The organism is Paenibacillus sp. P13VS (assembly GCF_015143645.1).
In the GTDB taxonomy this organism is placed as follows: domain Bacteria; phylum Bacillota; class Bacilli; order Paenibacillales; family Paenibacillaceae; genus Paenibacillus; species Paenibacillus xylanilyticus_A.
Window position 1 is genome coordinate 376,296 of the sequence record NZ_WYEV01000005.1, and the last position, 22,217, is coordinate 398,512.

General features: G+C 49.9%; 22 protein-coding genes. 11 read left to right on the forward strand and 11 right to left on the reverse strand.

The genetic code is table 11. The features are described 5' to 3' along the window. The first annotated feature begins 99 nt into the window (after positions 1–99). Positions 100–2,115 carry an LTA synthase family protein gene (locus GUA98_RS15415; protein ID WP_227779676.1) on the forward strand — a complete coding sequence of 672 codons (2,016 nt, stop codon included), beginning with the start codon at positions 100–102 and terminating at the stop codon, positions 2,113–2,115. 123 nt (positions 2,116–2,238) lie between these two features. Here GUA98_RS15415 and GUA98_RS15420 read toward each other — a convergent pair whose 3' ends face one another. The 4 genes from GUA98_RS15420 to cidR are packed head-to-tail and all read right to left on the reverse strand — an operon-like array spanning position 2,239 to position 5,479. Then, on the reverse strand, positions 2,239–2,910 hold the full coding sequence (locus GUA98_RS15420; protein ID WP_193723638.1) for a GNAT family N-acetyltransferase: 672 nt from the start codon (positions 2,908–2,910) through the stop codon (positions 2,239–2,241). A gap of 31 nt (positions 2,911–2,941) precedes the next feature. Continuing rightward, positions 2,942–3,619 (reverse strand): GNAT family N-acetyltransferase, encoded by a 678-nt coding sequence (locus GUA98_RS15425; protein ID WP_193723639.1) that lies wholly within the window; start codon positions 3,617–3,619, stop codon positions 2,942–2,944. A gap of 51 nt (positions 3,620–3,670) precedes the next feature. After that, on the reverse strand, positions 3,671–4,528 hold the full coding sequence (locus GUA98_RS15430; RefSeq protein ID WP_153980302.1) for a carbon-nitrogen hydrolase family protein: 858 nt from the start codon (positions 4,526–4,528) through the stop codon (positions 3,671–3,673). Between the two features lie 57 nt (positions 4,529–4,585). Continuing rightward, positions 4,586–5,479 (reverse strand): cidABC operon transcriptional activator CidR, encoded by an 894-nt coding sequence (cidR, locus tag GUA98_RS15435; RefSeq protein WP_127537384.1) that lies wholly within the window; start codon positions 5,477–5,479, stop codon positions 4,586–4,588. 163 nt (positions 5,480–5,642) lie between these two features. Here cidR and GUA98_RS15440 point away from each other — a divergent pair, with 163 nt between their 5' ends. The 5 genes from GUA98_RS15440 to GUA98_RS15460 all read left to right on the forward strand — a co-directional run bounded on the left by GUA98_RS15440 (position 5,643) and on the right by GUA98_RS15460 (position 9,048). Then, a complete protein-coding gene (locus GUA98_RS15440; RefSeq protein WP_153980303.1) occupies positions 5,643–6,014 on the forward strand; it encodes a CidA/LrgA family protein in 372 nt (123 codons plus the stop codon). Then, positions 6,011–6,691, forward strand: a complete 681-nt coding sequence (locus GUA98_RS15445; protein ID WP_095290944.1) for a CidB/LrgB family autolysis modulator — start codon at positions 6,011–6,013, stop codon at positions 6,689–6,691. The genes GUA98_RS15440 and GUA98_RS15445 overlap by 4 nt, the downstream gene beginning before the upstream one ends. A gap of 105 nt (positions 6,692–6,796) precedes the next feature. Beyond that, positions 6,797–7,315: an AbrB/MazE/SpoVT family DNA-binding domain-containing protein gene (locus tag GUA98_RS15450; RefSeq protein ID WP_193723640.1), complete on the forward strand. Its 519-nt coding sequence runs from the start codon at positions 6,797–6,799 to the stop codon at positions 7,313–7,315. A 126-nt stretch (positions 7,316–7,441) separates the two neighbouring features. Further along, positions 7,442–8,137: a Crp/Fnr family transcriptional regulator gene (locus tag GUA98_RS15455; protein WP_193723641.1), complete on the forward strand. Its 696-nt coding sequence runs from the start codon at positions 7,442–7,444 to the stop codon at positions 8,135–8,137. Positions 8,138–8,211: 74 nt separating this feature from the next. Then, positions 8,212–9,048 (forward strand): DNA alkylation repair protein, encoded by an 837-nt coding sequence (locus GUA98_RS15460; RefSeq protein ID WP_227779677.1) that lies wholly within the window; start codon positions 8,212–8,214, stop codon positions 9,046–9,048. A gap of 112 nt (positions 9,049–9,160) precedes the next feature. Here the strand turns inward: GUA98_RS15460 and GUA98_RS15465 are convergent, their stop codons facing one another. Continuing rightward, on the reverse strand, positions 9,161–9,532 hold the full coding sequence (locus tag GUA98_RS15465) for a DoxX family protein (RefSeq protein WP_193723642.1): 372 nt from the start codon (positions 9,530–9,532) through the stop codon (positions 9,161–9,163). Between the two features lie 482 nt (positions 9,533–10,014). Here GUA98_RS15465 and GUA98_RS15470 point away from each other — a divergent pair, with 482 nt between their 5' ends. After that, complete coding sequence (locus GUA98_RS15470) at positions 10,015–10,287, forward strand: winged helix-turn-helix transcriptional regulator (RefSeq protein ID WP_227779706.1); 273 nt, start codon at positions 10,015–10,017, stop codon at positions 10,285–10,287. A gap of 122 nt (positions 10,288–10,409) precedes the next feature. Here GUA98_RS15470 and GUA98_RS15475 read toward each other — a convergent pair whose 3' ends face one another. The 5 genes from GUA98_RS15475 to GUA98_RS15495 all read right to left on the reverse strand — a co-directional run bounded on the left by GUA98_RS15475 (position 10,410) and on the right by GUA98_RS15495 (position 16,693). Further along, positions 10,410–11,414 carry a Gfo/Idh/MocA family protein gene (locus GUA98_RS15475; protein ID WP_193723644.1) on the reverse strand — a complete coding sequence of 335 codons (1,005 nt, stop codon included), beginning with the start codon at positions 11,412–11,414 and terminating at the stop codon, positions 10,410–10,412. Between the two features lie 68 nt (positions 11,415–11,482). Continuing rightward, a complete protein-coding gene (locus tag GUA98_RS15480) occupies positions 11,483–13,141 on the reverse strand; it encodes a glycerol-3-phosphate dehydrogenase/oxidase (protein ID WP_193723645.1) in 1,659 nt (552 codons plus the stop codon). A 402-nt stretch (positions 13,142–13,543) separates the two neighbouring features. After that, on the reverse strand, positions 13,544–15,031 hold the full coding sequence (glpK, locus tag GUA98_RS15485) for a glycerol kinase GlpK (protein WP_193723646.1): 1,488 nt from the start codon (positions 15,029–15,031) through the stop codon (positions 13,544–13,546). Between the two features lie 82 nt (positions 15,032–15,113). Continuing rightward, positions 15,114–15,692: a glycerol-3-phosphate responsive antiterminator gene (locus GUA98_RS15490; protein WP_312027081.1), complete on the reverse strand. Its 579-nt coding sequence runs from the start codon at positions 15,690–15,692 to the stop codon at positions 15,114–15,116. A gap of 233 nt (positions 15,693–15,925) precedes the next feature. Further along, a complete protein-coding gene (locus tag GUA98_RS15495) occupies positions 15,926–16,693 on the reverse strand; it encodes a GTP cyclohydrolase II (protein WP_110758492.1) in 768 nt (255 codons plus the stop codon). A 324-nt stretch (positions 16,694–17,017) separates the two neighbouring features. On the opposite strand from GUA98_RS15495, the gene GUA98_RS15505 reads away from it, so the two are divergent. The 4 genes from GUA98_RS15505 (at position 17,018) to gntK (ending at position 21,774) form a co-directional block, all read left to right on the forward strand. After that, positions 17,018–18,292, forward strand: a complete 1,275-nt coding sequence (locus GUA98_RS15505; protein WP_193723647.1) for an ABC transporter substrate-binding protein — start codon at positions 17,018–17,020, stop codon at positions 18,290–18,292. Positions 18,293–18,337: 45 nt separating this feature from the next. After that, positions 18,338–19,288 carry a carbohydrate ABC transporter permease gene (locus tag GUA98_RS15510; RefSeq protein WP_227779678.1) on the forward strand — a complete coding sequence of 317 codons (951 nt, stop codon included), beginning with the start codon at positions 18,338–18,340 and terminating at the stop codon, positions 19,286–19,288. A 20-nt stretch (positions 19,289–19,308) separates the two neighbouring features. Continuing rightward, positions 19,309–20,136 (forward strand): carbohydrate ABC transporter permease, encoded by an 828-nt coding sequence (locus GUA98_RS15515; protein ID WP_193723648.1) that lies wholly within the window; start codon positions 19,309–19,311, stop codon positions 20,134–20,136. A gap of 84 nt (positions 20,137–20,220) precedes the next feature. Beyond that, positions 20,221–21,774 carry a gluconokinase gene (gene gntK, locus GUA98_RS15520; RefSeq protein ID WP_193723649.1) on the forward strand — a complete coding sequence of 518 codons (1,554 nt, stop codon included), beginning with the start codon at positions 20,221–20,223 and terminating at the stop codon, positions 21,772–21,774. Positions 21,775–21,831: 57 nt separating this feature from the next. Here the strand turns inward: gntK and GUA98_RS15525 are convergent, their stop codons facing one another. Continuing rightward, the gene (locus GUA98_RS15525) at positions 21,832–22,206 is read right to left on the reverse strand and encodes a nuclear transport factor 2 family protein (RefSeq protein WP_153980312.1); all 375 of its coding nucleotides are present in this window, start codon (positions 22,204–22,206) and stop codon (positions 21,832–21,834) included. Positions 22,207–22,217 lie beyond the last annotated feature (11 nt).

Consider the following 22,217-nt stretch of genomic DNA (forward strand, 5'->3'; position numbering starts at 1 on the left):
TTTTACTTAAGCAGCAGATCACAAAGGCCTCTTCCCGAATGGGAGGGGCTTTTTCTATTCCATACTTTTGACACGACATACCATGAGGTATCATAATACTTGTTAAATGAAACTTCGGAAGGGAAGGCGGTTATGTTGTCACGCAGTTCACTCACCCGGTTTCTAAGCGGACCGTTTATATTGTTTACCGTGATTATGATTATCAAAAGCTCCCTGGCCTGGATGGTCATTTTCGATGATATCCCCGTCTGGAAGCCATTGCTTACGGAGCTGCCGTTGATCTGGATCTGCTTTTGTCTGATTGAGTGGTTCGCCGCCAAAAGACGGATGTGGGCCTATCTTGCACTGAACCTGGTGCTGTCAGGCATTTTTTTCGCTGCCATCATGTATTACAAATATTATGGGGTCATCGTCAATTATCATGCGCTCGCGCAGGTGAATCAGGTGACGTCGGTGAAGAGCAGCATGTTCTCCCTGCTGGACCCGTATTACTTGTTTATTTTTGCCGATATTCTGATTATTGGCGGAATCTTGATCCGGCGCCGGATCAAGCTCGGCGTTACCGAACGTCCGGGAAAGATACCTCTGGACCGCAGAAGCACACGCAGAGTCGCCTCCGTTATTCTGATGATTTCCCTGGTAATCTGCATGCTGAACATATACCCGAACCGGGCAAGCATGAGCGAAATTACCCAAGCGGAACAAATGGGAATTCTCGGTTACGAGGCTTATACCATTCTGGCGGATCGGCCTGAAAAACCCGTTCCGATGAATGAGATTGATCAGGATCGCATTGATCAGATCAAACAAACGACAGCGCTGGAGTCTATCGTGGATTCCGGGGCAGCTAAAGGCCGGAATGTGATAATCCTCCAGCTGGAATCATTCCAGAATTTCCTGATTGGTCTGAAGGTGGATGGCCAGGAAGTCACACCACATCTCAACCAGCTTGCACAGGAAAGCCTGTATTTCCCGAACTTCTATCAGCAGGTAGGTCAGGGGAATACATCGGATGCCGAGTTTGTTGTAAACACATCATTCTATACACCGCCAAACGGAGCGGCATCGACGGTCTATGCCGATAAAGCCCTGCCAAGTCTCCCCAAATTATTGTCGTCAAACGGGTATCAGACGGCTACTTTCCATTCAAACGATGTTCGTTTCTGGAATCGGGATCAGCTCTACCAGGCGCTTGGTTTTGACCAATATTATGATATCGATTATTTTGGCACAGCGGACTCCATTGCTTTCTCGGCATCGGATGAGGTGCTGTATTCCAAAACGCTCGATAAATTGGAAGAAATGCAGGCAGAAGGCTCGCCCTTCTATGCACAGATCATCTCCATGTCTGCGCATCACCCGTACCATTTGCCAGAGAGAAAGGTTAGCCTGACGCTGCCGGAGCGGTACGCGGACACCCTGCCTGGCGATTATCTGGTATCCCAGCATTATGCCGATCAGGCGGTGGGACAATTCATCGATGGTTTGAAACAACGCGGACTATGGGAAAACAGCCTGCTGGTGGTATACGGAGACCACCTTGGCCTGCCCATCTATTCGCTGGACAAGGACGACAAAGAGTTAATGAAAGAAATCTATGGCCGGGAGTATACATCTGCGGACATGATTAATATTCCGCTCATCATGACGGCTCCAGGGGTCACGCCTGCAGAGCAGCTGGATCAGATCGGTGGACAGGTGGACATTCTGCCAACGATAGCCGGACTCACAGGCGCATCTCTCCAGGATCAACTGCACTTCGGGCAGGATCTGCTGCGGGAGTCAGGCAATCTGCTGCCGGAACGCTATTATCTGCCTACCGGTTCTGTGCTTAATGATGCCTCATTATTCATTCCGGAGACCGGTTATGGTGACGGAACCCATTACTCGCTAGCTAATGCCGGAAGGCAGGATACCAGTCAGGTGGAGAACCATTCGGAACCGAATAAGGAGTCATCCGAAGAGGCAGCTGTTCCGGCAACGGCCACAACGGATGACGACAACGTGTCCTCCTCAGGGTACATTACCAAGGACGAGTATGAGCGTGCTTTGGATCTTATGCATTTGTCCAACAGTTATTTGATTCAATTGCCTGACCGGAATACAAAAAAGTAGCCTCCGAAGCAATCATTCAATCTATTAAAAGAGCCCATGAAACAGGAATGGAATCCTGCTTCATGGGCTTTATGCATTTCCAGCCGTTCGCAGGCTGTGTCATGCTGTATATTCCATTCGTAATTACAAAGGCAGCAGCGGCACCGAAGTGCGAGCTTTCAGCTGATCCACCATGGCAAGCCATTCCTGCGGTTTATTCGGCAGGACAGCATAATAGCGATTCAGGAAATCGGCCACTAGGCTGGCTGGCAGCTCCCCTTGCTCCTCATTGCCCGGCATGAAGCAGAGGTCAAGTCCACCCACCGCTTCTCCGTCCCCTTGCCAGGAAGGATGAACGTATGGAAAATCCAGTCGTTGATATCCCAGATGGGACAGCACTTCGCGGCGTAAATAAGGATCCATGGGCTTAATGCCGCCAAATTCATGATCCTGGCTAAGATACGGGTTATAGATCTCGGCGAACATGCCGAACAGTTCCTTGCCGTTTGCCGCGGCAAGCTGCTGCAGGTCACGCTTCCGATGGTTGGCAAGGAAACTTCCGATGCTCAAACCTTCGCGGCCGATGATCGTAAAATCCGTCATGGCCACATTCCAGTCTTCGTAGTAGCGGTATTCAGTCGCTCCCACAACGTTTCCTTCATGCACAGCCACAAATACACGAATGCCGGGGTCTTCCAGTGGTTCCTGCCACAGCGGGAAGTCCAGCACTTCCTCAGGCGGGAAAATTTCCTGCATCAGCTTGTGCATTTGGGCAAACAAAGGATCATTTATTGAAGTAATTCGTGTAAATTCCATGGATTCATCTACCTCCAATGTTAAATGTGCATTATGTCTTGAACGGATTGCGCCATTCCATAAGGGCTGCATAGTTGCAGGACTCCTCATCATCCAGATAATCCGTCGCCACACCCACTGGCATACGTCCGCAGCGCAGCAGGAATGAGATCACCGGATCACGTTTCTCGCCGGATACCACCTGCTCCAGATACGATTCAGCCGTCATTTCATCAGCCACCAGATGGTACCCGGGCATTCTCCCGGCACCGAGCAGCCGGTCGAGCCCCTGTGCAATGACCAGGTGATACATGGCCTGCATCATGAGCTGTGCCAGTCCCCACTTGCGAAATTTCGGACGTACACACAGATCAACGATGTAGAGCGTGTTGCCATCCGGCTGATGATTGCGAATATACCCATCATCGGTCACTTCAGCCCACGTGTGGCTTGCCGGATGTGAAGGGTCCCATTGCATGCGCAGCGAGGTCATCGATCCCGCCAGCTCACCATCTACCTCAATGCAGATGGCCCCATCCGGGTAGTTGGCTACGTGACTGGCAAGCTGCTCATGGTTCCAGAGCAGCTCTTCCGGATAAGGCGGAGGAAAGCTCTCGGCCTGGATGCGAATCAGTTCATCGAAGTCAGCCTCCTGATACGCACGAACGATAGCTTTTACGGGCTTACCGTGCTTATCCGGACCGGTAATCAACATCTCTTTTTGATACATGCTGATAATCTCCTCCTCCCAACAGACAATACGGGTATTTCAAGCCTCGGACTACGCCCAGTCTGTATATAGATCGGTGCGGCGGTCACGCCAGGTCGTTACAGATCCGCGCTCACGTACTTCGTAGAGCAAATCCAGATCCAGATCTGCTGTTACGATCATATCATCGTTAATCTCACCTTCGGCCAGAATGCCGCGCGGCGGGAACGGGACATCATTCGGCGTAATGATGGCAGCCTGTCCGTAGTTGGCACGCATGAAGTCCACTGTCGGCAGATTGCCTACTGTTCCGGTCAGTACAACATAAACCTGATTCTCCACTGCGCGCGCATGACTTGTATAGCGCACCCGGTAGAATCCGTGCCGGTCATCCGTGCAGGAAGGACAGAAGATGACGTCAGCTCCTTTGGCTTTTGCCATACGCACAATTTCCGGGAACTCAATATCGTAACAGGTCAGCATTGCAATTCTGCCTTTATCCGTGTCGAATACTTCAAGGCCATCCCCCGGTGCCATATTCCATTCCTGTACTTCGGTCGGTGTAATATGGATCTTGGCCTGGCGTGCAATACGGCCATCCGGATAGAACATGTGGGCGGTATTATACAATTTCCCTTCACGCCGGATGACATGGGTTCCCCCGATCAGATGCATGTTGTACTTCGCTGCCAGGGATGTGAACAGCTGTTCATACTGCTCTGTAAAATCGGGCAAGTCCTCAATGGTCAGCGCGTTGCCCTTACCGTCACCAATGGACATGAGCTGAGTTGTAAAAAATTCAGGGAACAGCACAAATTCAGTTCCGAATTCGTCGGCTGTCCGTATATAATGCTCGGCTTGAGCAGCAAACTGCTCAAAGGAGCTGATGGTTTGCAATCGGTACTGTACCGCGGATACCCGCAATTTCATGTTTCTCCACCTCCATCATTATTCTGCTCTCATTGTAACAACGAAATGAAGTAATTTCTATTTCCTTTCTTCGCTCAACATCGCCTTGGTGAAACCGATCCATTCCCTTGTGGCAAAAGACAGATATCGGTCCTTACGCCAGATCATGCCGAGCTGCCAGGGGATCACGGGTTCCACAACCGGCATAATGCGTACACGCATATGATCCACTTCACGGCAGATGGTCTCGGGAAGTAATGCCACCCCCAGATTGGCCGCAACCATTGCACTGAGCAAATCCCACTGGGAGCTCTCATAGACCACCCTCGGCTGGAATCCTACATGCTGACAGGCAGCAATGATCCGATCATGCAGGGCAAAATCCTCCCTGAACAGCACAAAGGCATCATGCTCCAGTTCACGCAGGGCAACCGATTCTTTGCCCGCCAGCGGATGCGAAGGGTGAACAAGCAGATTCAGCTTTTCTTCCACGAACACAAAATGATCGAGCAGCTCATCCACCGTCGGCAGCACAGCCACACCAATATCCAGTGCACCACTGATGACATCGGCCTCTACCTTTTTGGCACCATCCTCAAACAGTTGAATGCTCACTTGTGGATAGGCCTTATGAAATTCACCAATGATCATGGGGAAAAAGCTCGAGCCCACCATGGGTGGCAATCCGATGCGCAGATGTCCTTTCTTCAGATTCATCAGATCGTCGAGTTCGGAGGACAAGCTGCGAAACGATTTTTCAATTTCCAGTGCCTGCCGGAAGAAAACATGCCCTGCATCGGTCAATTCGACTCTCTTGCCGTACCGATCCAGCAGCGTAACCCCCAGCTCATCCTCCAGACTTTTCACGGTTTTGCTGATGGTTGGCTGGGTGATATATAACACCTCGGCTGCCTTGGTAAAGCTCTGCTGCCTGGCGACCTCCAGAAAATATTGCAAATGGCGGATATCCATCGTTGATTCCAGCCTCTCATAGATAAATGGAATAGAAAACATTCTTAATATGCATTTTACTCATGAAAGAATGCGATGTAAAATTTGTAACAAGAAAGTGTGTTTCCATTCATTTTCATAAAAAAATAAATCAATCACGTTGATGATATAAGGAGGAATTGAAGTGAAGAAATGGGGACTTGGGATATTGCAGGTTGCTCTCCTCATGGTCTTTTCACTGCTCATGGACCAGTTGGCCCGTGCTCTCCATTTGCCTATACCGGGTTCGATACTCGGCATGGTTGTACTGTTTATTTTGCTACAGACTCGGGTCGTGAAGCTGCGCTGGATTGAAGTCGGAGCCGCATGGCTGCTCGGAGAACTGCTGCTTTTCTTCATCCCTTCAGCCGTTGGCATCATGAACTACATGCCCATGCTTGAACATGACGGACTACAGATTCTGTTCATCGTCCTGCTGAGTACATTTCTGGTTATGGTCTGCACCGGGCTGGTTGCCACACGAATCGCCAAACGAAAGGAGCGTCACACCGGATGATTGGATTTCTCTGCTTGTTGTTAACTGTCGGTATTTACTTGATTGCCAAACGCATGTATCGCCAATTGCCCAAGGTTTATCTGTCCCCACTGCTGATCACGCCCCTGCTTGTCGTTGGGGTGCTGCTTGCGACCGGAACGGATTATGCAGATTACAGCAGCGGCGGGAAATGGCTTAGTCTTCTGCTGCAGCCGGCTACGGTAGCCTTTGCTGTACCGCTGTATACCTTTTTCCATGTGCTCAAAAAGCATATATCCGAGATTGTCTTCAGTGTCATGACTGGATCGGTAGTTGCCGTACTCTCGTCTGCCCTGCTCGCCAAGTGGCTTCAGCTGGACTCCGGGCTGATTCACAGCCTGATTCCGCGTTCCATTACAACTCCGATTGCCATGAATGTCTCGGCTACTATTGGGGGTATCCCCGCTGTTACTGCGGTTTTTGTCATCATGACCGGTTTGCTTGGTGCAATTATGGGTCCTTCTATCGTTAAAATGCTCCGCATTGATGGAGAGATTGCCCGCGGAACCCTGCTCGGAACAGGTGCCCACGGCACAGGGACTTCCAAAGCGTTCGAGCTAAGTTCCCTGACAGGAACCATCTCCAGTATCTCCATGGTACTCGCTGCATTGTTCACTTTGGCGGTGGCTCCTATTCTTTCTAAACTTATTTTCCCATAATAGATAGAATTGTCCCTATTATTTGAAATATTATTGTTGTATTAAAGCCCTTTCTTCCTTACAATAAGGACATGTTTTATAAGCGAATATTGCGGGGGAGATGCGATGAAAAGAACCGGAATGAAGAGATCTCTGGACCGCCTTGGACGAATTGTCCTTCCCAAGGAAATGCGGGATACGATGGAAATCCATATCGGCGATCCGCTTGAGTTTTTCATTGAAGGGAAAGAGTTGATTTTGAGAAAGTACAAATCAACGTTGTGTGTGTTTTGCGGTGATATGGATACGGAAATGTATTTCAAAGAGCAATTCATCTGCCGGACGTGTGCTGTTCAATTAAAACACCCGGATGACACTCCCGAATGGTTCGTTCCTCAGAACAAACAGGCTCCTGCAGCCGTGGAGCGTCCTGCTTCCGATTCCGCCAAAGTCTTGTCCCCCACATGGGATGAGGGAACTGTAGCTGCCAGCACTGAGTATCCTGACCTGCGGCCCAAGACGGCACGCATGCTGCAACAGATGAAAGAAATTGTTGAACAGAATCCTGGTTTGGCTCAGCAGCAGATTGCGGAAAAGCTTGGTATTAGCCAAGGACGCGTCTCCCAATTAAAGAAATTGCTATAATACGATTTCATTTTATTATTTATAATCAGGAGATCTTCCCGATGAGGAAGTCCTACTGCAAGAGAACCCTGTGTATGTGTGGGTTCTTCTTTTTTTTATCCGTTTATTGATATGGAGGAGAGTCCCATGAATAACATGCTGTATTTATCCCGGTTTAATCTGATGTCCAGTCTGTCCGAAGCGGATCTTATCGAAATGGACAGCATGACATCCATCACCACCCTGCCCAAAAATACATTGATCCAGACCCCGGATAAATTTGCCGAAGGCTTTTATTTTGTGAAAAGGGGGGCCGTCCGTCTCTATACACTGAGTCCAGAAGGAAAGCAGTTTACACTCGATATTCTGAAAGAAGGCAACGTGTTTGGAGAAATGAATGGGTTCTCGTTTGGTACACGTGCATTGTATATCGAAACGATGGAGGAATCCGACATTTGCCTGATGAACCGCCAGCGTTTTGACCAGTTTCTGCTTGAACACCCCGCATTTATGATGAACCTGATGAAGGTGCTGAGCGAGCGGATCAAGAGCATGAGTGAGCTTACACAGAAGCTGGCCCTCGGGAATCTCCATGATAAAATTATGCATACTCTCTTCCGACTAGCCAGCCAGATGGGATCGACTGAGGAAAAGGATTACTTCCGAATCCATCACGCACTGACCCACCAGGAGATTGCCTGGATGGTTGGGGCAAGCCGGGAATCGGTTACTGTCGCACTGCAGGAGCTCTCAAAAGCCGGGAGAATCCGTACCGGTTTCAAGTCGGCATCCCTGCATCGGGATGAAATGACCTCCATGCACGACCTGTCTGCCCACATGTAAGATGGATTACATCTCCTGCCTGCTGCTCACTGTATCGTGTACGTATAGACACGTATACAAGGAGGAGCTTAGTCATGCAAGCAAAGGCACACGCAACGATCCCCAGTGATATTCTTCTACGAAAAGGTGCTCGCAAAGCGGCAGATATTCCGGAGCATGTCCGCAACCTTCTCCAATCCGGACAGATCGAAACCGTCAACCTGACGGAATGGCTCGCAGTCGATCACATCGTTCTATTCCATCAAGTCACCCATGATTGGGAAATGATCGAGGATACCCGTGAAATCATTCAGCAGTTACAGCAGTTGAATGAGCAGCGGATTATGAAGATCATCCCGGCTATAGCTCTTGCTTGGCTTGCTCTCATGGATCATAGGGATACTGAATATCGGACGGAACTTTTCTATTCCATTGCCCAGCATCATTCCGACAGCGTTCGCTGCTGGGCAGCTTACATGATTGGAATGGATTCGCAGCTGTCCTTAAATGAAAAGCTTGATCGTCTCCGCCCCTTCGCCGCAGACCCCCATTTCGGTGTGCGCGAGATTGCCTGGATGGCTGTACGTGAGCCGATCATAAACGAGTTACCCATTGCCCTGGAGCACCTTCTACCCTGGACAGCTGATCCTGATCCGCGAATCAGACGCTTCGCCATTGAATCCATTAGACCCCGCGGCGTTTGGGCTAAGCATATTCAGCTGCTTAAAGATAACCCGGCCTTAGCTCTTCCCCTGCTGGAATCGGTGAAATCCGATCCGGACAAATATGTACAGGATTCAGTTAGCAACTGGCTGAATGATGCCGGCAAATCGAATCCGGATTGGGCTCGCCAGGTCTGTAGCACCTGGCTGCAGATGTCAGATACGAAGGCTACAAGGCGGATCACCACCCGAGCGCAGAGAAGCCTGTGATCTTTTTTTACAATCTAAAGAAAAATGAATGAAATAAACGCATCATAAAAGAGGGCAACTGTTTTGGCAGCCGCCCTCTTTGGTTATTCAATCTATTCGTTGCTCAATTAAGTTACGCCTGAATGACTTCCAGAACCTCTTCTTCCTCCAGCTTGCGCATACCGATCGCCAGAACAACAATATTGGCAACAAGCAGGATTGCCGGAAGAGCAATAGCCCCGTATTGTCCGTAGATCAGATGACTTCCGAGTGCACCAATCAGAATAAATGTCAGTACACCTGCTGCTACCATGCGGGTACGAGGGATCAATAAGCCCACTGCACTAAGCAATTCTACCGCACCGAGCAGATACATCGTCCACTTAGGATACGAGAAGCTCTCGAAGGTCTGTACCATCATCTCAGCACCCATTACCTTGTTAAGCCCCGTCATTACAAATACACCTGCAAGCACGACCAGAAAAATATATCCAATAATTCTCATTATGTATGTTCCTCCTGTAACTGATCTAAAGGTTAGATGAAAAGAAAAGCGGGAGCATCTTGCCTGCTGCACATGCCAAATTCAATTCAAATCTGCAAGATGCTAAATCTATGTAAAAGCCGTCTTGCGACGACTCGGTTTTCAAGCCAACATGTCAACGATTAATGTGGTCTAAATCTATCTATTAGGTATTATTGGATACTGGCTTACTTTTATGAAGTGAGTATATAATAATAAGATTATTTATTCAAGTAATTTTTTGATAAATAGTGTATAATACATACAAAAGGGTTGTTGCATGGATTTTTGCCGTAACCTATAGGAATGAATGCTTCTTATTTTTCGTCAGAGTGGCGGTAAGCCAGGCACTTTTTTTATATACAAGACAATTAGACTATTCCAACATTGTTATGCGAATTGAGGTGAACACGTTGAAGCTGAGAAAAGCAAAATCACCAAGTCCCTGTTTGATCACACAAGCTATGGACATCATTGGTAAGAAGTGGGTTCTGCTGATCATGTATCAGCTGCTCTCCGGACCCAAGCGCTTCACAGAGCTGGAAGCGGAAATGGCCATTAGCGGCCGTCTGTTATCCGAGCGTTTGAAAGAAATGGAGATGGAAGGCATCGTAACCCGTCATATGTATCCTGAAATTCCGCCACGGGTTGAATACGAGCTGACTCCCAAAGGCAAGGCTATTGAGCCGGTGATCACCCAGATTTATGGCTGGTCCTCCGACTGGCTGAAACGATAGCAATGCAGATCGCTCTAATCTAAAACACCAAAAGCCTGAATAGGTGCTGATCTTCTCCAGATCAGCTTCCCATTCAGGCTTTTTTCTTGAACTGCTTGAACTGCAATTAAACTATAAAATAATTAATGTGAAAGGTTTCTAATAGGCTTCAGCTGCACCGGCAGACCGGAATCGGCAGATGCCAGCGCTGCTGTTGTAATCTCCTGTGTACGGCAGGCATCTGCGTAATCAGACAGAATCCGCGTACGGTCACCCGTCCGAAGAGCATGAATGAACGCCTCGTTCTCCCGCTCATACGGATTATGTCCTGCCGGAATCTCCTGACCTGCCATCGCGTGAGCAGCAGCACTCGGCAGCAGCAGACGGTCCGGTGTCCAGTCCCATACTCCGGCTTCCGTGTAGAATTGAAGTCCTGCACCGCCTTCTCCATCCGGCAGCAGGCATGTATTGGCAATGCTCGCAATGGCACCGCTCTCCAGCTTAAGCGTAACATTCGCTACATCTGCCACGGTAACATGATCGTGCTTCTCATGCATCACACGCTGGGCTGCCGCAGCATACACCTCAGTAACTTCTCCTGCACAGTACCGGAGCAAATCGACAATATGTGTTGTCTGCTCGACAAACTGTCCTCCGGATCCTTCCTGGCGGCGCCACCAGGCTACGCCCGGCATACCGCCCATCCAGCGTCCAAGTGCCATGCCGATCGTCTGATCCTGCATTGCCCCCCGAAGCACCTGAGCTGCTTCCTGATAGCGGAAGTGATAACCTACCGAAGTAAGCAAATCTGTATCCTTCACCTGATCTAAAATCTTGCGCGGAATATCCATTCCTGTACTTAGTGGTTTCTCTACAAGGAAAGGGATGCCCCGACGAATCAGTTCCGATTCAATTGAACCATGTGACATTGGCGGAACGCAGATGTAAACTGCATCCAGCTTCTCCCCATCCAGCATATGTTCAAGCTCGCTGTAGCCGGCTGCGTCATACACGGAAGCCATCGCCTCAGCTTTCTCCAAGGTGGTCCCGAGCACACTTGCCACACGGACGCCTTCCATTCGTGCCAAAATATCTGCATGGACTTTGCTGAACCAGCCTGTTCCAATGATGCCGATCTGTAACGTCATGGATGTAATCCCCTCTCTTTGTTACGCGCTTACATGTTCCATTCGACCCCATCATACAAAATCCTGCATTATATTTTTCCAGATGCCCCCAATATCAGCCGGTCCAGCTCTTGTTCATACCCTGTTCTCTGCTCATCCGTCCAGTACAGCCGATCATTCATGTATTGGATAACTGCCGACTTATACTGACGCACCTCGTCAATTCGGAAAAATAAATCGCCTGTTCGTCGTACCAGGAAGTCTGCCGGGGTTACGGCCATTTCTTCCTCAATTGCATAATTCAGCATGAGCAGCAGTTCCTGCGGCATGCCATGCCGTTCGGCCTTGACCCGTGGATCAGGCAGCCGGTCATACAGGGCATCCACATTGGATCCATAGGTACGAGCCAGCCGCTCTGCAGCTTGCCGATGGAGTCCAAGCGCTACCCCATCCTTAATCTTGCGCTCTACATAGACGGAGTATCCTGCTGAGCCACCAACGTGCCCACCGGAAATCGGCATCTTCTTCGTTATGCATGGCCCAATCGATTTCCCTGTTTCCTGCGTCAGCTCCCGGGCTGCCAGATCAACGACCATTTCAGCCATTTTGCGATACCCGGTCAGCTTGCCTCCCGCAATGGTGATCAGTCCGGAAGGGGAGACCCACACTTCATCCTTGCGTGAGATTTCGGAAGGACTCTTGCCCTCCTCATGGATTAATGGACGTATGCCAGCCCAGCCCGATTCCACATCTTCGGCACGAATCTGGATATCTGGAAACATGCCATTTATCGCATCGATTAGATAATCCCGATCTGCTTCAGAGATCAGAGGCTGCGCCGGGTCATCTCGGAAAACAGTATCCGTGGTACCCACATATGTTTTGCCATCGCGCGGAACTGCGAAAACCATTCGCCCATCGGGGGTGTCAAAATATACTGCTTGCCGTAGTGGAAACCTTGATCCGTCGAACACCAGATGAATGCCTTTGGTCATTTGCAGCGTCTTGCCCTGACGTGAACCATCTACCTCGCGGAGCTCATCCACCCATGGACCCGAAGCATTGATGACCTTGCTTGCCCTTAATTGAACACGCTGGCCTGTGATCTGGTCCGTAGCCTGGATGCCAATGATCTTTCCATTTTCCTTCACAAATCCGTCTGCCTTTACATAATTCACAGCTTGTGCTCCACGCTTTACCGCTTCTTTCATCACTTCGATGGTAAGCCGTGCGTCATCCGTCCGGTATTCCACATATAACCCGCCACCCAGCAGTCCCTCTCGGCGCAGCAAAGGTTCGCTGTCCGAGACAGCTCCAGCGTTCAGCATCGTACGGCGCTCGTTGCGCTTCACACCCGCGAGCCGGTCATACACCATCAAACCAATCGAGGTGCTGAAGCGCCCAAACGTACCTCCCGTATAGATGGGCAGGAGCATCGGCTCCGGTGTCGTCACATGAGGTCCATTTTCATAGACAATTGCCCGTTCGCGTCCTACCTCCGCTACCATTTTTACTTCAAACTGCTTCAGATATCGTAACCCTCCGTGGACCAGTTTGGTTGAACGGCTGGACGTGCCCGCTGCAAAATCCTGCATTTCAACCAGCGCGGTCTTCAGTCCGCGGGACACGGCATCAAGGGCAATGCCTGCCCCCGTGATCCCTCCGCCTATAACCAATATGTCAAAATGTGCATTCGCCATGGATTGAAGATACTCGCCGCGCATCGCTGCCGAGAAAGATGAAGTCATCGGTATGCCTCCCATTCATTGCCTTTATTTTCGCTAACCCATCTTCAAAAAAGAACAAAAAAAGACCACGTCATTCGCTTCAGCAATTGCTGAGCGGTACGTGGTCTCTCCCGATCTCCAGACATCATTTTTTAACTTGTGCCTTAATCCTATCACACATTTTGAGCGGCGTGAAGGCCTGAAATGACACATTATTCAAAAAAATTTCAAAAAATTGTTCTGTCCAAGGACGTAATTTCAAACTGATCCACTAACCTCTTTATTTTCCTAATCATGGATATATGCATTTCGTTCTCCAGGAAAATATCCCCTGTAATTTATGCATCATTTTCCACCAGTAATTATCATCTATTGAATTTGTTTAATGAAAAAGTACAAATAGCTAAATCTTCTTATTTCTACTTATTTGAAGGACATGGCAGCCTTCACTGCTCGCTGCCAACCGGCGTACAGATCATTTCTGGTATCCTCTTCCATCAGCGAATTGAATACGCGCTCCGTGTTCTCATGATTCTTCAGCTCATCCGCACTTTCCCAGTATCCGACAGCAAGACCTGCCAAATAAGCTGCCCCCAGAGCCGTTGTCTCGTTCACCGTTGGACGCTCAACCGGAATGCCCAGAATGTCGCTCTGGAATTGCATCAGAAAGTCATTGGCCGCTGCACCGCCATCGACGCGTAACGAATCGACAGCAATCCCCGAATCGGATTCCATAGCCGCCAGAACATCCTTGGTTTGATACGCCAGCGCTTCAAGCGTCGCTCGAATAAAATGTTCCTTCGTGGTGCCGCGTGTCAGACCGAATACGGCGCCCTTGACCTCGCTGTCCCAATATGGACTACCTAGCCCGACGAAGGCCGGTACCATATACACACCATCTGTGGAGGGTACCCGTGCAGCATAATCCTCACTATCCTTGGAGGAACGCAGCATCCTTAATCCGTCACGAAGCCACTGAATGGCAGAACCCGCCACAAAAATGCTGCCTTCAAGTGCATACTCTACCTTGCCATCAACACCCCAGGCGATCGTTGTGATCAATCCATGGTCCGACTTTACCGGATCTTTCCCTGTATTCATGAGCATGAAGCACCCGGTACCATATGTGTTTTTCATACTGCCCTTGTGATAGCATCCCTGACCGAACAGGGCTGCCTGCTGATCGCCTGCTGCGCCAGCAATGGGAACCCGGTGGCCGAAGAAATGATAATCCATCGTGTGCGCATACACTTCAGAGGAGCCTCGCACTTCTGGCAGCATTGCTTTTGGAATATCGAGAATACGGAGAAGTTCGTCATCCCATTGTAGATCATAGATGTTGTACATCAACGTACGGGAAGCATTGGATACGTCCGTTACATGGGTACCTCCGCTGAGCTTCCAGATCAGCCAGCTGTCGATTGTACCGAATAGCAGTTCTCCCTGCTCCGCGCGTTCACGCGCTCCTGGCACATGGTCCAGAACCCACTTGACTTTCGTACCGGAAAAATAGGGATCAATAAGCAGTCCCGTTTTCTCACGAAACAGGTTAGCCAAGCCCTTCGTCTTCAGCTCATCACAGATATCAGCAGTTTGTCTCGACTGCCAGACTACAGCATTATAGATAGGGCGACCTGTTTCCTTATCCCACACTACAACCGTCTCGCGCTGGTTCGTAATCCCGATTCCGGCAATCTGGGCAGGCTTAATGCCGCTCTCTGCCAAGCAAGAAGCCATAACCGCAAGAATGGAGCTCCAGATTTCATTCGCATTCTGCTCGACCCAGCCCGGCTTGGGGAAGTACTGCGGAAACTCCTGCTGGGCAATATGTACAATCTCCCCATTGTGGTTAAACAGAATAGCCCGTGAACTCGTGGTTCCCTGATCAAGAGCCATAATATACTTTTCCATATCGACAACCTCCTGTACGCATATTGCATCATTCGATATCCCTGGTGCCGGATTGACAGATGCAATAATGTTGAAATTCATGCTATTGTTTCGGTTCTGTAAGCGATTCCCCAAAATGTCGGATCAGGTCAAAATTGGACGTGGTCACCGCTGTTGCACCGGCCTGCAGCGCAAGCTCAACCTCTTGGGCAGACCGGATCAGTCCTCCGGCAATAATGGGAATCCCCGTCCGTTCCGCTACCTCGGTAATAATATGCGGAATAACACCAGGAAGCACTTCAATATAATCCGGTTGTGTCTTCGTCAGCAGTTGATAACTTTTCTCCAAAGCATTTGTATCCAGCAAAAACACCCGCTGAATCGCGGTGATCCCCTTTTGTTTCGCTTTTTGAATGACGGTTGCCCGTGTAGAGATCAAACCCGCAGGACGAATATGCTGACACAAATATTCTGCCGCGTACTCATCGTTCTTCAGCCCTTGGACCAGATCGGCATGCAGCAGGATTTTTTTGCTTCGCCGCCTTGCCTCGTCCAGCAAGCTGTTCAACTGGGCAATGTGGGTATCCAGCAAAACCCCATAGGTGTAAGGGCCATCAATAATCGCTTCGAACTGCTTCATGCTCTTGGCAGCCGGTAACATGCTCTGTCCATCAAATGGCACCATCGTTCCTCCTGCATCATTCAGATTGCCTATATTGTATAATCCGTATGGTAGATCGGCAAGCTGGACCAGGCAGCAGGAAGCATCCCCGTAGTGTTCTTGCTCTTTCGTAAACACCAAAAGGCCGTTGTCATACACCCTTTAAGGAGTGAACAACAACAGCCACTTTTGGTCGGTTGCACAGCAAGATACCTTCACTGGAATCAACGCTAATTTAACACTTAAGGTGAAATTTAAGCCTGCGCATGCGGAAGCAGTACATCAGCCCCGGCCCAGCCATCATTCTCTGCCAAGTGACCCGAACGACTTACTTTCGTTTGCAGGTATTTCTCATTAAACGCCGAACGATCTCCCCACAGCGGAACACGTCCGCCCACATTCAGTCCCGCTTCCTGCAGTGCAGCCAGCTTCCGCGGATTGTTGGTAATCAACGTAACCGGTGCAGAACGCAGTGCACGCAATACAGCGATGGCATCGTCGTAGTTACGAGCATCATCCGTAAAGCCAAGCTGCAGGTTCGCATCTACGGTATCCAGACCTTCCTCTTGCAGGATATACGCCATCGCTTTGCTGAACAGACCGATCCCGCGACCTTCATGGTTCGCCAGGTAGAACAAGGCACCAGCTCCATGGGCTGCGATCATTTTCATGGATTGCTCCAGCTGGAAGCCGCAATCGCAGCGCTTGCTGCCAAAAATATCGCCTGTATGACAGATGCTGTGCATCCGGATCAGCGCTTCCTGCGCTTCGGCAAAATCGCCGTATACGAGCACACTCGACTGCTGACGTTCTGCCAGTTCGGCAGTAGCCAGCGATTCAATCAACTCGCCGCTCTCCATGACCTTATCCGATTTCAGCCAGCTGTACCACTGGAATGTATGCGTCTCTCCATCCAGATTGACCGGGAGCTTAATCGGTCCAACCAGATATATAAATTCTTTTCCACTCGGAAAAGTCTGGATTTTGGGGGCAAGTAATTGAATAATATGTGAATTGATCATAATGTTTGTTTCCTCCTGTTAAGCCGTTTGATATACAGATTGATTCGTATCCAGACCGAAAAAAGATCACTGGACGTTTATAGTACGTATCTATATTATTGTCATCATCATTAGTTACTTTATGTAAGCAAGTTTAAAATAAAAATTATATTGTGTCAAGTAACTTTTGTTTTTAAAGTAACTAATAAAATCAGGATACGAAACCGACACAAATTTGTGTTTCATTTTCGGAATATTGGGTATGAGTTTATAAACTGCTCATAGAATGATGTTGTAGTCCAAAGTACTTCATGCCTCGAACTTAATGATGAGGGGGTTGTGCACATGATCCGCCGGAAAAAAACCTGCTGGACAGCCATCATGATGGTCTGCGTGCTGCTTATAAGCGGATGCTCCATCTGGCCAGGACAAGACGATTCTGCGAACAACAAAAAGGTAGCGCTTACACTATGGTACTGGAACCGTTCCATTGATGATAAGCTGATTGCCAAGGCCAGGGAACAGTTCCCCAATATTGAACTGACTGCCCAGAAGATCGGCGGTGACTTCAAGGCGAAGCTCAAGACAACGCTGGCCGCCAAATCAGGCGAGCCCGATATTGTTGCCCTAAACGACTGGATCATGGAACTGTTCCCCAGTGAAGACCGTTTCTATAACCTGTATGATCTCGGCGCTGGGGACGTCGAAGACCAGTATCTTGAATGGAAATGGAAGCAGGGCGTCACGCCCAGCGGACAGATGATCGGTTTCCCGATGGATACAGGACCGACAGCTCTCTTTTACCGGGCTGACCTCTTCAAGGAGGCTGGACTGCCATCTGAACCCGAGGAAGTAAGCCGTCAGCTGAATAGCTGGGAAGCATACGCCGCAGCAGGCGAACAGATCAAGGAGAAACTTGGAGGCAAGGTATTTCTAACCGATAACATTGGAAGCGTTTACAATCAAGTCCTGTCCCAAGGAGCTGAGCGCTACTTCCGCCCGGATGGTTCGTTTATCGGCATGGATTCTCCTCTGGTACGAACAAGCTGGGATACCGCCATTGATTTCAAGCAAAAGGGATTGCTGGCGAATGCAGACGGCTGGACTCCAGGCTGGAATGCAGCGATGAATAATGGGGAAATTGCCTCCTTCGTGGGTGCGGTCTGGATGAAGCAGGTGCTGCAGGAAGCCGCGCCAGATACATCGGGTAAATGGCGGGTGGCCCGTGCTCCTGGCGGAGATGGCAATAACGGCGGTTCGTTCCTGTCCATTCTGAAGTCCAGTGAGCATCCTCAGGAAGCCTACGAGCTGGTGCGCTGGCTGCAGAGTCCGGAAAATCAGCTGGAGCAATATCAGACGTTGAACCTCTTTCCTTCTGCGCCGGGTGTGTTCGACTCTCCCGCCATGAAAGAAGAGGAGCCCTTCTTCGGCGGACAGGCGACAGGGCCTGTATTTGCCGAATCGGCACAGCATGTTCCAGACGCTTTTTTTGGTGAACGTTACCCATCGGTACACAACATTATTACCCGGCGCCTGAATGATGTCGCGAAGCAAAATGCCGATCCCCAGCAGGTCTGGACCGATACCGTACACCGCGTTGAGCGGGAACTCCAGCGTTGACCTGAAGAACGTGTGTGTTCGATATCCGCATAAGGAGGAATTCATATGGCTGTAACCGAACCCCATCTCACTCCCGAACCCGGAGCCGTGCGTCCGGACCTGGATCGGAAGAAATCTCTCCTGTCCCAAATTTGGGAACATCGTGCCCTGTATGCAGCGATCTCGCCGTTTTATATTCTCTTTGCCGTGTTTGGACTGTTTCCCATCGGTTTCTCATTGTACCTGGCCTTCCATAAGTGGGACGGCATTGGCGTAATGACCTACAATGGGCTGAACAATTTTAAATACATGCTGACGGATGCCGAGTTCTGGCAGGCTGTGGGCAATACATTCATGATCTGGATATACTCAACCATTCCCATGCTGTTCTTCGCCCTGATTGTTGCCTTTTTGCTGCATGCGCCGTTCGTGAAGTTCCGTACACTGTTTCGTGTCGGTTACTTCCTGCCGAACGTCACCTCCATCGTAGCCGTGGCGATCATCTTTGGTGCACTGTTTGCCAACAACTATGGCTTTCTCAACTATCTCCTGCAGTCGGTCGGGCTTCCGGTCGTGGAATGGCTTAATGCGCCTTGGGGTATTAAAGTGGCGATCTCCTCCATGGTCGTCTGGCGCTGGACGGGGTACAATGCTGTCATTTATCTCGCCGGACTTCAGAGTATACCGCAGACCTTGTATGAAGCAGCCAAAATTGACGGCGCATCCGGTATACAGTCCTTCTTCCGAATTACCATTCCGATGTTGCGCCCTGTGATTCTCTTCACGGTGATTACATCAACGATTGGCGGCATGCAGCTGTTCACCGAACCTCAGATTCTTGTGGGCAACGACGGCGGTGCAGGCGCAGCCGGGATGACCATTGTCCTGTACCTTTACCGTGAGTCGTTCATCAACAATTACTTCGGATATGGTGCAGCGGTGGGTTGGGGCATGTTCCTCATTATCGCCCTGTTCTCCATCGTGAACTGGAAGCTTGTTCAAGGCAAGTCATCCTGATGTGACAAGGGGGAGCGCTCATGACGTCCAAATACCTCAAATCGCTCGTATTGTATACCGGTCTTATCGGGGGCATGCTCATTTCCATGTTCCCGTTCTATTGGCTGATTGTAATGTCCACACGGACAACGTCCGACATCTATACATTTCCGCCCCAGCTCTGGTTCGGGGGAGAACTGTGGAATAATATCAGCCGGGTGCTGCAGCAGATCGACTTCTGGGGTGCATTTGTCAATACACTGTTTGTATCCGGCATGGTGACCGTGCTCGTGCTGTTCTTCGATTCATTAGCGGGTTTTGCGTTTGCGAAGTTTGAGTTTCCGGGCAAAAAATGGCTCTTCGTCCTGCTGCTGGCCACCATGATGGTGCCTTCCCAGCTGTCGCTCGTTCCTTCCTTCGTGCTTATGGCGACGTTCGGTTGGGTCGGTTCCTTCAAGGCCCTGATTATCCCGGGCATGGTGAATGCCTTCGGCATCTTCTGGATTCGGCAGTATGCCACGGAGTCCATCCCGAATGACCTGCTCGATGCGGGCCGGATCGACGGCTGTAATTTCTTCCGTCTCTATTGGAATGTGGCGCTGCCCATCCTGCGACCTGCGTTTGCGTTTCTCGGCGCATTTACCTTTATCGGAGTATGGAACGACTACCTGTGGCCGCTCATTGTCCTGACAGATGAACGGAAATATACCCTGCAGATTGCTCTCTCACAGTTAAATGGACTGTACAATACGGATTACGCGATGGTTATCGCCGGTACTCTACTGGCAGTTATTCCGCTCATTATCATGTTCCTGTTCATCAGCCGCCAGTTCATTTCGGACATTGCCGCAGGAGCAGTGAAAGATTAAGACTCGGCATTTTGATCCATCCCTCAAGTCTGATATTCTTATCTAAAGATAAATACCAGATGCTTCAGAGAAAGGGATGACAAAATGGCTTCTTCACCCTATATGATTGGCGTAGATATCGGCACCACATCCACCAAGGCCGTATTGTTCGAACAAAACGGTTCCATTGTAGCTCAGGGTGGTGCCGATTATCCGCTGTATACCCCTACTCCTGCGATTGCTGAGCAGGATGCGGACGATATTTTCCAAGCTGTTGTAGAATCCGTCAAACAGGCGACATCCAAGGCGGGTGTCAAACCGGATGAGATTCTGTTTGTATCGTTCAGCTCGGCGATGCACAGCATCCTGCCTGTTGACGGACAAGGCAAACCGCTCATGCGTGCCATGACGTGGGCAGACAATCGCAGCGCGGAATGGACCGAAGCACTCAAAACTGAAATGAACGGTCACGAAATCTATCTGAGAACAGGAACGCCCATTCATCCGATGTCACCGCTGACCAAGATCATGTGGCTGACCCGGGAACAGCCGGAGCTGTTCAAGCAAACCCACAAATTCATCTCCATGAAAGAATACGTGTTCCTCAAGCTGTTCAATGAGTACGTGATTGATCACTCCATGGCGTCGGCCACCGGAATGATGAATCTGGAGAAGCTGGACTGGGATGAGGAAGCCCTGCATGTGGCAGGAATTACACCAGATCATTTATCCCGGCTTGTGCCGACCACGCATGTGCTCAAGCAAGGTCTGAACCCGGAGTATGCCAAGGAAATGGGCATTGCAGACACGACCCCATTTGTTATCGGGGCCAGTGACGGTGTGCTTTCCAATCTTGGCGTAAATGCAATTGATCCTGGCGTGGTGGCAGTGACCATCGGCACCAGCGGAGCCATTCGTACGGTCGTGGACAAACCGGTTACCGATCCGAAAGGACGTTTCTTTTGTTACGCGCTCACCGAGGATGCGTGGGTGATCGGTGGGCCCGTGAATAATGGCGGAGTCATTTTCCGCTGGATTCGGGACGAGTTTGCAGCTTCTGAGGTAGAGACAGCGAAGCGTCTGGGTATTGATCCTTATGAAGTGCTCACACGGGTTGCGGAAAATGTACCACCAGGATCGGAAGGTCTGCTCTTCCATCCGTATATGACAGGTGAGCGTGCCCCCCTCTGGAATCCGAATGCCCGCGGCTCGTTCTTCGGTCTGACGCTTCATCATAAAAAGGAGCACATGATCCGTGCCGCCCTGGAAGGTGTATTGTTCAATCTGTATACCGTCATGCTGGCTATTGAAGAGAAGATCGGCCGTCCTACCAAAATTCAGGCAACGGGCGGCTTCGCCCGCTCCGAATTATGGCGGCAGATGATGGCCGATATCTTCGACCAGGATGTGATTATTCCCGAAAGCATTGAGAGCTCCTGCCTTGGTGCAGCCGTGCTTGGCTTGTATGCACTTGGCCGAATTGATTCCCTGAGTGCGGTATCCGGCATGATTGGATCCACACATCGCCATCAGCCTGACCCGGATCATGTCCGCATCTACCGGGAATTGCTGCCGATCTTTATTCGGATCTCCCGCAAATTTGAGGAAGAGTATGCGGATATCGCTGCTTTTCAAAATAAAACGATGCATCAGAAATAGTTGCAGAAAAAACAGGTGTCCATTTAAGGGCACCTTTTTTTTACTACTTATAAAGCATTACTGATTATATTTACTGAATGCATCCTTGTCGTCCTGCACATTTTCCAGATACATAATCTGTCCCTCATCATTCACGCGGGCGATATCAATCCCTGTTTTGGCATATACCGTGCCATCAGCAGCTTGCCCACATACGGCCCAGTTCGTCTGATAGCTGCCGTCCGGCTGAAGCACCCACCCGTCCCACATATGTTTGACGTCCATGTTGTACTCGTAGAATGCTTTCATAAAACCTTCAAATCCCCTTCTGCTGGTACCGTTCAGCACAATCTCTGCATCCGCTGTGAACAGGGACAGTAAATCCTCCATTGCACGTGCGTCCGTACGGGAAGCGTCAAATAAGCGAAAATAGTTGTTTAACAAGGTAGTCATGATGTTCCTCC